Below are 11,486 nucleotides of genomic sequence, written 5' to 3' on the forward strand. Positions count from 1 at the left end.
ACCATACGACTCGCCGCCGCGGCGGCTCACCGGTCCCACCGGCGAGCCGATGAGAGATTCGTGGACGAAATGCTGGCTTCCCGGTCCGCTGCTCCGCCGGGGCGGCTGACGCGCATGCTGGCCGCGGCGATTGCTGTGGATGCGGTGGCCTGGGCCTGGTTCGCGACCGGTCTGGTTCGTCCGACCCCGCCGATGGCGGGCTGGGCCCTGCTGCTGTGCGCCGTGCCGATCTCCGCCGTCACGTCGTGGCGGGCTGGGGCGGCGGGCCGGACGTTCTGGCGGTACGTGTCGGCGGGGATGGTCGGGCTGGGCCTGGCCTCGGTGGCCGCGGCCCGCGACTATTACAGCGGCGACCAGGTCGGTCAGCAGATCAGTGGCTCCACCGCGATGCTGTACGTCGGCGGCCTGCTGGTGATGCTGCTGGGTCTGCTGCGCATTCCCGGGGCGCAGCGGACCCGGATCGAGTGGACCCGTTTCGGGCTCGACGTGGCCACGATGGTCGTCACCGTTCTGGTCTTCGGCTGGCATCTGGTCCTGCCGCGCTGGGCCAGCTGGACCGAGGGCAGCGCCGCCGGAACGGCGTCGGTCGTGGTGGTGGGAACCGCCGCGATCATCGGGATGCTGGCCTTCGTCAAGGTCTCCTTCACCGGCACCGGCCTGATCGACCGGCGGGCCCTGCACATCCTCGCTCTGACCGGTGCGGTCGGGGCCGTCGGCGGAGCCATGGCGCCGCTGCTGGCCGAGCGGCCCTACCTCAACACCGGGCATGTGCTGCTGCCGACGACCAGCCTGCTGGTGTGCCTGGCCGCCGACCGGCAGCTGCGGGCCACCCGCGCCGGCCGGCCCCGGCCCCGGCCGGTATCGCGGCGACCGAGCGTGCTCCCGTACACGGCGGTCCTGGCCACCGGTGGACTGCTGCTGGTCAGCGCCCGGAGTGGCGCCTCCGACCTGGTGGCGGTCGCGGCCGGCTCGGTCACCGTCACCGTGCTGGTCGCGGCGAGACAGATGGTCGCCCTGCGCGACAATGCCCGGCTGCTCGGCGCCCTCGACGGCCGTCAGCGGGAGCTGGCCTACCAGGCCGGTCACGACAGTCTGACCGGCCTGGCCAACCGGGCGGTCCTGATCCGGGAGATCGACGACGCGCTCGCGGCCGGGACGCCGGGCCTGAGCGTTGCCCTGATCGACCTGGACGACTTCAAGGCCATCAACGACGATCTCGGCCACGCGGTCGGCGATGCGCTGCTGGTCTCGGTCGGCCGGCGGATAGTCGAGCAGGTGCCCGGGGCCGTGCCGGCCCGGCTGGGCGGGGACGAGTACGCGCTGCTGCTGGTCGGCGACCATCGGACGGCTCTCGCCGCGGTGGCCGCCGGTCTGCGCCGCCCGCTGCCGGCCGCCGGGCACGAGCTGGTCGTCGAGGCCAGCATCGGGCTGGCCGAGGCCCGCCCGGGCGACACTGCGAGCGAACTGATCCGGCGGGCCGACGTCGCCATGTACGAGGCGAAGGGGCAGGGCAAGGGACGGCAGGTGGTCTACGACGATGGCATGGACCAGCGCAGCGCCGAGCAGTCCCGGCTCGCGGCCGATCTGCGCAGCGCGGTCGGCACCGACCAGCTGTACCTGCTCTACCAGCCGATCGTCACCATGCCCGGCGGCGAACTGGCCGGCGTCGAGGCGCTGGCCCGCTGGAACCATCCGCAGCGCGGCCCGGTCAGCCCGGCCGTCTTCGTTCCCGCCGCGGAGCGGACCGGCTCGATCGTGCCGATCGGCGCCTGGATCCTCGAGCAGGCCTGCCGGCAGGCCGTCCGATGGCTGCACATGATGGGCGACGCCGCGCCGCGTACGGTCAGCGTGAACGTCTCGGCCCGGCAACTGCGCGAAGCCGGCTTCGCCGACGAGGTCGCCGCGATCCTGAGCCGTACGGGTCTGCCGCCGGGCATGCTGACGGTGGAGGTCACCGAGACGGCCGTGTTCGACGGGGGAGCGGCCCTGGAGGAACTCCGGAGCATCGCCGGCCTGGGCGTGAAGATCGCACTGGACGACTTCGGCACCGGCCATTCGTCGCTGGGCCTGCTGCGCAACTGCCCCGCCGACGTCTTGAAGGTCGACAAGTCCTTCGTCGACGACGTGACCGCCGGCGGCCCGCAGACGGTGGTGGCGGCCGCGCTCATCAGCATCTGCGACGGCATGCGGCTCCGCGCGGTCGCCGAAGGCGTGGAAACCGCCGAGCAGGCCGCCAAGCTGCAGGAACTCGGATACCGCTTCGCGCAGGGCTACCACTATGCCCGGCCCATGCCGGCCGCCGACATCGTCGCCTATCGGCCGAGGCGGGACGACACCGCGCCGGATCGGCGCTCGCGCCGGGCGATGTCGCCCCGCCGATAGGGCCTTACGAGAGGGTTATCGCATCCAGTTCGGCGTAGCCGGTGCCACCGGCGAAGAACGGCGAGCCCTTGGCCAGGCGGATTGTGTTCCAGCCCGCGTTGAGCGTGACCGGGGCGTTGACCGAGGCGCCGAACGAGCCCCAGGCCCCGGTCGGCGGATAGGTCACGGTCGACCAGGCGCTGCCGTTGGCGGCCAGCCCCTGAGTGGCGTTGGCGCCGGTGCCGTTGGCGTAGCGGATGTTCATCGTGTACGAGCGGGTCTGCGGCACGTTGACGAGGAAGTCGACGAACGAGGCGCTGCGCATGTCGGCCGCGCCGTCGATCTGGCCGGCGTACCCGCCGTTGGAGGCCGAGGCCGAGGAGAACCGGTTGGCGTTGACGACCGTGGCGTTCTCCGCCTCGTAGCGCTGCTGCCACGCCGGGGCCCCGGCGGCCGGGGTGACGAGCAGCTGATAGGAGTCGAGCGCGTTCATGCCGGTCACCGGCACGCTGATGCTGCCGCCGGCCACGTTGTAGGTGCCGGTGGTGACGGCGATCGGCGCGCTCTGGTTGGTCGAGCGCCCGGTCGTGCCACTGCGGGTCAGCGTCACCCGCACCTGGGCGCCCAGGGCGCCGAGCCCGTTGACCCGTACGGTGTTGTTGCCGCTGTCGCCGCCCAGCACGACGTTGACGATCTTGCGGGTGCTGTCGTACGCGGCGACGCCCTCGAGCCAGGAACCGGGAACCGTCTGCACGATGTTGCCGGCCATGTCGCCGTACCACTTGTAGGTCCAGTACGACGAGGTCGGCGCGTTGTTGTGGAGCAGGCCGTTGAGGGTGCCGGCCTCGTACCAGTAGGCGCGCTCGGCCGACCGGATGCCGTGGCGCTCGAAGACGGCCATGTAGTGCACGGCGACACTGGGGACGTCCACTTGCGACGGAGAGGCGTACTCGTTGATCGAGATGGGCCGCGGCGAGATGCCGAGCGAGCTTTCGACCGCCCGGTAGTCGGCCACGTGCGCCTGCACGTCGAGGTAGCTGTCGTTGCCCAGCTCGTGCCACACGATGACGTCGGGGACCGTGCCGGTGTTCCGGGCGTTGGTCAGGAAGTCGACCATCCAGTTGTGGTTGTAGTACGAGTGGCTCGGCCCGACGATCGGGGTGACCGTGTCGAGCGAGCGGATCAGCCGGTGCGTACGGGTCCAGCCCGCGTTGAACGAGCCCGCCGCGGCGGTGTTCCACGTCCAGTCGGGCTCGTTCCACAGTTCCCAGCCGTCCACATTGGTGGCGCCGGTGGCGTTCAGGCGGGCCTGCACCATGGTGCGCACCTTCGACTCCCAGTCCGCCCAGCTGATCCAGCGGTACGGGAAGTTCGGATAGATGTCGGGCATGCGGTAGAACTGCTGGGCCCCGGCGCTGGTCACCTTGCCGGCGATCTGCAGCCCGTCGCAGCAGGGCTGGGTCGCGCCGTTGCCGAGCTGCTGACCGCCGGGCGGCGGCTGGGTCAGGTGGTTGAGCCGCAGCGGGTACATCATGCTCAGCGGCGGCTTGGTGCCGGTGTCCACGGCGTACAGGCCGCCCGCGGCCACGTGGGTGACCGGCCGGACGACGGTGCCGACGTTGACGGTCAGGGTGTTTCCCGCCGCCTGGGCCGGTGCCGGGAGCGCGCCGGTGGCGATCAGGGTGAGGACGGTGAGGGCCGCCGCGGACGCGACGGTTCTTCGGGAACGCACAACATCACCTCGGGGGTAGGGACGGAGGGCGGGCGGCGGTGGAACCGCCCGCCCGGTTACGCCTCCCGTGGAGCCAGGGGGATCCAGACCCGCATGGCGCCGGGCCGGCGGTTGGCCCACAGGAAGTAGGGGATGGCGGTCACGGTCGCGGTCGCCGTCCGGGGCGCCGGTTCGCCGGTGCGCGGGCGATAGAGCGTCGCCTCGTCGTGCCGCGCCCGAAGCGGCACCCGGAGCGCGACCGGGGTGAGCCCGCCGCTGTGGTGGGTGACCGCCACCGGGGTGACCGGGTCGATCTCCCAGTCCTCCAGCGGGGCGGGCACGTCTTCCTGCTCCAGGCAATAGACGACCGGCCCGCGGGCGAGGGCGGCGGCGCCCCGTACGGCGTCGACGCGGGGATGGGCCTCGACCAGCCGCGGCGGCATGGGCAGGATCAGCCCGACCCGGTCGCCGGCCCGCCAGGCTCGGGTGATCCGCAGGTAGCCGTGGCGGGGCTCGAGGCGCTGGGCTTCGCCGTTGACCGTCAGGCGGGCGCCGGCGCACCAGCCGGGCACCCGCAACCCGAGTGTCCACGGCCGTCCTGTGGCCCGGCCGACGGTGAGGGTGATGTCGGCGTCCCAGGGGTAACGGGTGTCGACGCGCACGGTGTGACCGGCCGAGGTGAATTCGCCCGCCGCGTACAGGTGCAGGTCGAGCCCGGCGTCGTGGCCGGTGGCGAGATAGGCGTGCAGCGAGGCCATCAGCCGGGCCAGGTTGGGCGGGCAGCAGGCGCAGGAGTACCAGGCGAGCCGCTGCGACGGGGCGTCCTCGTGCGAGCCGTCGTGGCCGGTGCGCAGCTGCAGCGGGTTGGAGTAGAAGAAGGCGGTGCCGTCAAGGCTGGTGCTGCCCGCGATCCCGTTGTGCAGCAACCGTTCCATCTCGTCGGCGTACTTGGCGTGGCCGGTGGCGAGCAGCAGGCGCCAGGCGAGCTGGAAACTGCCGATCGCGGCGCAGGTCTCGGCGTAGGCGCGGTCGGGGGGCAGCTCGTACGGATCGCCGAAGGCCTCGTCGCGGTGCCGTGAGCCCTGCCCGCCGGTGAGGTAGGTGCGGCTGTCCAGCGCCGAGTCCCAGAGCCGGACGGCCGCGGCCAGCAGCTCGTGATCGCGGGTCTCGACGGCCACGTCGACCGCGCCGGCCAGCAGATACAGCTGCCGTACGACGTGACCGGTCACCTCGGTGGCCTCGCGCAGCGGCAGGTGGTCCTGAAAGTAGCGGGGCCCGAAGCGGCCCTCGCCGAGCACCCCGTAGCCGCGGTTGCCGAGCAGGCGGGCGGCCAGGTCGAGGTACGGCCGGTGCCCGGTGACCCGGTACAGCTCGGCCAGCGCCGTCTCGATCTGCGGGTGCCCGTCGGTCTCGGCCGAGCCGGCGTACCGCTGGACGAGCAGGTCGGCGAACCGGCGCGCGACGGTGGCGACCTGCTGCGCGGCGGCGTCACCGGGCGCGCTGCGCAGGGCGGCGACGGCGGCCTGGATCAGATGCCCGGCGGTGTACATCTCGTGGCTGTAGTGCAGTTCGGCCCACTGCCGGCCGCGGTTCGCCGGATCCTGGTAGTACGAGTCCAGATAGCCGTCCGGGTCCTGCGCCTTCTCCAGCAGCCCGGCCGTGTCGGCGACGAAGGCGGTCGCGGTGCCCGAGCGGCCCATCTCCCAGAACGCGGCCTCGAGGGTCTTGTGGACGTCGGTGTCGGCGAACCACATCCCGGCGAAGTCGCTCTCGGCGTCGCCGGTGACCCGCCGGAGGTTGGCCAGATTGCCGTACGCCTCCAGTTGCCCGGCGCAGTGCGGCAGCGTGGCCGTGGCGTTGCGTTGCTGCCAGCCACCGAGCAGGCCGTCCGGGTGCAGCCGTACGGCCGACGCGGGCAGCGGGCGCAGCACGGACAACGCCTGCCCGGTGGGTCGTACCGGGCCGTGGATCTCTGGGTCGCTCATGGTTCCTCAGTCCTTGACTGCGCCGGCGGTGACACCGGCCGCGACGTAACGCTGGGCGATGATGAGCAGCAGCGTTGCGGGGATGGAGGCGACCACGGCGGTGGCCATGATCGCGTTCCACTGCTGGTTGTTGTTGCCGATGTACTGGTAGATGCCGAGCGTGATGGGCCGGTGGTCGCCGCCGCCGTCGAGCGTGGTGGCGAAGACGAAGTCCGACCACGCCCAGAGGAACGCGAAGAGGCTGACCGTGACGACGGCGTTGCGGCTGACCGGCAGGATGACCGAGACGAACGTGCGCCACTTCGACGCGCCGTCGATCATCGCGGCGTTGATCAGCTCGTCGGGGATGCCGGACATGAACGCGGTGAAGATCAGCACGCCGAACGGCACGGCGATGGTCGAGTCGGCCAGGATCAGCCCGGGCAACGTGTTGAGCACGCCCATCCGCAGATAGATGGCGTAGAAGCCCATCGCCATGATGATTCCCGGGATCATCTGGGCGATCAGCAGCACGAAGCCGAGGACGCCGCCGCCGGCCGGTCGCAGCTTGGCCAGCGCGTAACCGGCGGGCGCGGACAGCAACAGCGTGAGCAGGACCGTGCCGATCCCGACGACCAGGCTGGTGCCGAGGTAGGGCAGCTGCTGGTCGAGGACGGCCCGGTAGCCCTCGAGGGTGCCGTTCACGGGGATCAGATGCGGCGGGTCGGCGCGCATGTCGGTGTCCCGGGTGAGCGACACGTTGATCATCCAGTAGATCGGGAACAGCATGATCGCCGTGAGCAGGACGCCGAGCCCGCTCTTGGCCCGCCGCCGAACCTCGCTCATCCTTGCGCCCGCTTCTGGAAGCGGATGTAGAGCAGGCCGAAGAACAACGCCATGACGATCAGCAGGTTGCCGACCGCGGCGCCGGGGCCGAACTCGGGCAGCAGGTTGCCGAAGGACAGCCGGTAGGACCAGGTCGCGAACGTCGTCGAGGCGTCGGCCGGACCACCCTTGGTCATGATCCAGATGATGTCGAAGACCTTGAGCGTGTAGACCAGCCCGAGCAGCAGGGTGATCGCCGCGACCGGGCGCAGCAGCGGGAACGTGACCCGCCAGAACCGCTGCCAGGCCGTCGCGCCGTCGATCGCGGCGGCCTCGTGCACGTCGGCCGGGATGGCCTGCAGACCGCTGTAGAGCACGACCAGGTTGAACGGAATGCCGATCCAGATGTTCGCGATGATCACGCTGGTGAGCGCCCAGTCGGGCGAGGTCAGCCAGTTCACCGGGTCGAGCCCGAGGCCGCGGGCGGCGAAGTTGACGATGCCCGAGTCGCTGTTGAGCATCCACGACCACGTCGAGGCGCTGACGATCAACGGCAGCAGCCACGGTACGAGGAACAGCGCTCGCAGCGTCGCCGACAGCCGGAAGTTCTGGGCGAAGAACACCGCGAGCGCCAGCCCGATCGCGAACTGGAAGGCGATCGAGACGAAGGTGAACACGGCCGTGTGCAGCAGCGCCGGGCCGAAGACGGGATCGGCGAACACGGTGCGGTAGTTGTCGAGCCCGCTGAACGGCGCGTCGCCGCGGACGAACGACCGCACGGTGTAATGCCGCAGGCTCAGGTCGAGGTTGCGATAGAGCGGGTACGCGTAGAACGCCACCAGATAGATGACGACCGGGGCCAGGAACGCCCACGCCGTCCAGTGGGCGCGGCCCCGCCGGACCCGGGTGGCGCGCCGGGTCCGGACGAGCGTGGAGACGTGCGTGGTCACTTGGCGGCCGCGGCGGCGGTGCCCTGGGCGTCGGTCAGCGCCTGCTTCGGCGCCTTGGAGCCGCTCAGCGCCGCCTGGAACGCCGTCCACATCGGCTGCGAGATCTTCGGATACTTGGTGCCGAGGTCGTCGCTCGTACGTCCCTTGGCCGCCTTGACCGCGTCCACCCAGACCTTCAGCTCGGCGTCGCCGGCCACCTGCTTCTGCTGTACGGCGTCGGTGGCCGCGATGTAGGACAGCGTCGTGTCGGTCGTGAGCGCGTTGTCGGCGCTGGTCAGGCAGGAGATCAGTTTCCCGGTGACCGCGTACCGGCCGGTCTCGTCCTGCACGGGCGCGGTGACGAACTCGCCGCCGGTGGGGGCCGGGGCGGTGCCTCCGGCCTTCGAGGGGATCGGGAGGATGCCGTACGGGAAACCGGTCTTCTTGGCGTTGGCCAGCTGCCAGGTGCCGTTCTCGCTGAACGCGAAGTCACCGCTCGCGAACTCCTGCCAGCTGGTGGTCTGCGTGTTGTTCAGCACCGAGTTGGGCGCGAGCCCGTTGCCGAGCCAGCCGGTCCACAGGGTCAGCGCCTCGACGGCCTGCGGCGAGTCGAGCTGGGTGAGCTGGGCGCCGCTGCCCCAGAACCAGGGCAGGAACTGGAAGCTGCCCTCCTCGGTGCCGATGGCCGAGAAGGTGATGCCCTTCTTGCCCGAGGCCTTGACCTTCTGCAGCGCGGCGGTCAGCGACGCCCAGTCCTTGACGCCGGCCGGGTCGACGCCGGCCTTGTCGAGGATCTTCTTGTTGTAGTAGAGCGCCAGCGTGTTCGCGCCGATCGGGATCCCGTACGTCTTCCCGCCGATCTGCCCCGCGGCCAGCAGGTTGGGCGAGACGGCAGAAGTGTCGATCTTGACCTCGCCGGTGGTGGTCAGCACGCCCGCGTCGGCCAGGGTGGACACCACCGGGTTGTCGACGATCAGCACGTCGGGGGAGTTGCCCTGCTGGGCGGCGAGCAGAGCCTTGCTGGTCAGGTCGGTGGTGTCGTAACCGGTGCGTTCGACGGTGACTCCGGCGTCGGTGCCGCAGCGGGTCAGCAGCTTCACCCAGTCCGAGGTGGCGTCGAACTGCGGGTACGGATCCCAGACCGTGTAGGCGCCGCCGGCGGCCGATCCGGAGTCACCGGAATCGCCGGAATCGCCGGAGGAACAGCCGGTGACCAGGCAGGCGGTCAGGGTCAGGGCGGCCGCGGCGCCCAGGTGCCGCCGGACTCGCTGCGGAGCAGTCATATCGTGATCCCTTGGGAACTAGGAAACATGAGGAAATCGATTGCCTAGAAGTTAGGGATCGGCTTGCTTGCATGTCAAGGGCAAGTTACGGTCGCATTAATCGACCCTCAGAACGCACCAGGAAACGCAGGAGGAAACGCTGAGCACCGTGGATCGGGCCGTCACGATCAGCCAGGTGGCCGCGCTGGCGGGTGTCTCCACCGGCACGGCGTCGAAGGCCCTCAACGGCCGCGGCGCGTTACGTCCGGAAACCCGGCTGCGCGTCCAGCAGGCCGCCGAGCAGCTCGGTTTCGTGGCCAACGCCGCCGCCCGCAGCCTGCAGACCGGCCGCACCTACACCGTCGGCATGATCACCACCGACAGCATCGGCCGGTTCAGCATCCCGCTGCTCATCGGCGCCGAGGACGCCCTGGGCGCCGGCCAGATGTCGGTCTTCCTGTGCGACGCCCGCGACGACCCGATCCGCGAGCAGTACTACCTGCGCACCCTGCTCAGCCGCAAGGTCGACGGCATCATCGTCACCGGCCGCCGCACCCAGGCCCGCGCGCCGATCGGGGCCGGGCTTCCGGTGCCGGTGGTCTACGCGTTCATCAGCTCGGCCGACCCGCGCGACTGCTCGGTCGTGCCCGACGAGGCCGAGGGCGCGCGGCGGGCCGTCCAGCACCTGCTGGCCATCGGGCGGCGGCGGATCGCGCACATCACCGGGCCCGAGCACCACCACTCGGCCACCGTCCGGGCCACCGCGGCGGCCGGTGCGCTGGCCGCCGGGGATCTCGCCCTGGCCGCGCCCGTCCTCTACGGGGAGTGGAGTGAGGCGTGGGGCCGGCAGGCGGCCGACATCCTGCTGTCCACCGAAGCCGACGTCGACGCGGTGTTCTGCGGCAGCGACCAGATCGCCCGCGGCGTCGCCGAGGCGATGCGCGACGCCGGCCGCGACGTCCCGCGTGACGTGGCCCTGGTCGGCTTCGACAACTGGGACGTCATGGTCGACGGCTGCCGGCCCTCGCTGACCAGCATCGACATGGACCTGGAAGGAATCGGCCGGTCCGCGGCCGAACTGCTGCTGGCCGCCATCAACGGCGAGCCGACCAGCGGCAAGCAGATGCGCCCCTGCCGGCTGGTGCCGCGCGCCTCCACCGCCGTCCAGTGACCGCTTTGTGAAACTGGGCCCGGCGCAAGCAGGCAGCCTCAGCTGCGGCTGGGCACGGTGGCGAGGCGGGTGCGAGTGGCGGCCCAGAGGGACAGCCCGACGAGCGTGAAGCCGACCGCGGTGATCGTGACAGCGGTCCAGCCACCGGCCGCCCACAAAGGCCCGGCCAGCGCGGAGCCGATCGCGCCGCCGAGGAAGTTGCTGACCACGATGGCGGTGTTCAGCCGGCTGCGGGCCGCCCCGCTGAGCGCGAACAGCCGGGTCTGCCCCAGCACGAGCGAGGTCTGCACGGCCGCGTCGAGCAGGATCACCGCCACGATCAGCACGATGATCGAGGTTCGTCCGGTCCAGGCCAGCAGCAGGGAGAACGCCAGCAGCGTGATCGCGGCCCCGTTGGCGGGCACCGACCAGCCCCGATCGTGCAGGACACCGGCCTGTCGGGCGGCGAGGGCGCCGGCCAGCCCGGCGAGTCCGACCAGACCGATCCGGGTCACCGAATAATTGAACGGCGGCGCGGTCAGCAGATAGGTCAGCGACGTCCAGAACAGCGAGAACACGGCAAACGCGGTCGCCGAGATCAGCAACGTCGGCGGTACGGCCCGATGCTCGGCGACGGTCGTGAAGACCGAGCGCAGAAGACGCGGATAGGGAATCGGCTCGCGCGGCTCCAGCCCGGGAATGATGCGGTGCAGCACGGCGGCCACGACGACGGTCGCGGCGGCGGCGAGCAGAAAGATCGAGCGCCAGCCGAGCAGGTCCGCGACCACCCCACTGACCGTGCGGGACAGCAGGATCCCGATCAGCGCGCCCGAGGCGACCGCGCCGACGACGCTGCCGCGGCGTTCCGGCTCGGCGAGTTCGCTGGCGAGCGGGGTGAGCAGCTGAGCGCCGACAGTGGTCAGCCCGAGACCGCCGAGCGCCGCGAGCAGCACTCCGTAGCCCGGCGCCGCGGCCGCGCCGAGCAGCATCACCGCCGACAGCAGCAGCATGGCCGGGATCAGTCGCCGCCGGTTGAGCACGTCGCCCAGCGGAACCAGCAGGAAGATGCCGAGGGCATAGCCGATCTGGGTGACGGTCACGAGGGAGGCCGCGGTCGTCGAGGCCACCCCGAGGGAATCGGCGATGATCTCGATCAGTGGCTGCGCCCAATAGAGGTTGCCGACGGCGAGTCCCGCGGCGATGGCGAACACCATCGTCCGGGCCGGGGTCAGACGGCGAGCAGGCGTCAGGGACATGGCTTCTTCTCTGCCGGAACGTGGGTCA

The 11,486-nt window shown here is 71.1% G+C and carries 8 protein-coding genes; 2 read left to right on the plus strand and 6 right to left on the minus strand.

The genetic code is table 11. The annotated features are described in order from the left end of the window. The first annotated feature begins 69 nt into the window (after positions 1-69). Positions 70-2,382: a putative bifunctional diguanylate cyclase/phosphodiesterase gene (locus ACZ3I4_RS25185; RefSeq protein ID WP_465384740.1), complete on the plus strand. Its 2,313-nt coding sequence runs from the start codon at positions 70-72 to the stop codon at positions 2,380-2,382. Positions 2,383-2,386: 4 nt separating this feature from the next. On the opposite strand, the gene ACZ3I4_RS25190 is transcribed toward ACZ3I4_RS25185, so the two are convergent. Genes ACZ3I4_RS25190 through ACZ3I4_RS25210 form a run of 5 tightly spaced genes read right to left on the minus strand, consistent with a single transcriptional unit; the run spans position 2,387 to position 9,073 of the window. Continuing rightward, the gene (locus ACZ3I4_RS25190) at positions 2,387-4,093 is read right to left on the minus strand and encodes a CBM35 domain-containing protein (protein WP_465384463.1); all 1,707 of its coding nucleotides are present in this window, start codon (positions 4,091-4,093) and stop codon (positions 2,387-2,389) included. 56 nt (positions 4,094-4,149) lie between these two features. After that, entirely contained in the window at positions 4,150-6,057 is a 1,908-nt protein-coding gene (locus tag ACZ3I4_RS25195; RefSeq protein WP_465384464.1) for a glycoside hydrolase family 127 protein, read from the minus strand. A gap of 6 nt (positions 6,058-6,063) precedes the next feature. Beyond that, positions 6,064-6,882: a carbohydrate ABC transporter permease gene (locus ACZ3I4_RS25200; protein WP_465384465.1), complete on the minus strand. Its 819-nt coding sequence runs from the start codon at positions 6,880-6,882 to the stop codon at positions 6,064-6,066. Continuing rightward, the gene (locus ACZ3I4_RS25205) at positions 6,879-7,811 is read right to left on the minus strand and encodes a carbohydrate ABC transporter permease (protein WP_465384466.1); all 933 of its coding nucleotides are present in this window, start codon (positions 7,809-7,811) and stop codon (positions 6,879-6,881) included. Before ACZ3I4_RS25205 ends, ACZ3I4_RS25200 begins: the two co-directional genes overlap by 4 nt. Then, on the minus strand, positions 7,808-9,073 hold the full coding sequence (locus ACZ3I4_RS25210; protein ID WP_465384467.1) for a sugar ABC transporter substrate-binding protein: 1,266 nt from the start codon (positions 9,071-9,073) through the stop codon (positions 7,808-7,810). Before ACZ3I4_RS25210 ends, ACZ3I4_RS25205 begins: the two co-directional genes overlap by 4 nt. A 148-nt stretch (positions 9,074-9,221) precedes the next feature. Between ACZ3I4_RS25210 and ACZ3I4_RS25215 the strand changes: the two genes are divergently transcribed. Beyond that, positions 9,222-10,223 carry a LacI family DNA-binding transcriptional regulator gene (locus ACZ3I4_RS25215; protein ID WP_465384468.1) on the plus strand — a complete coding sequence of 334 codons (1,002 nt, stop codon included), beginning with the start codon at positions 9,222-9,224 and terminating at the stop codon, positions 10,221-10,223. Positions 10,224-10,261: 38 nt separating this feature from the next. Here the strand turns inward: ACZ3I4_RS25215 and ACZ3I4_RS25220 are convergent, their stop codons facing one another. After that, complete coding sequence (locus ACZ3I4_RS25220; RefSeq protein ID WP_465384469.1) at positions 10,262-11,458, minus strand: MFS transporter; 1,197 nt, start codon at positions 11,456-11,458, stop codon at positions 10,262-10,264. Between the last annotated feature and the right edge of the window lie 28 nt (positions 11,459-11,486).

This window comes from Actinoplanes sp. NPDC021490 (genome assembly GCF_055562135.1).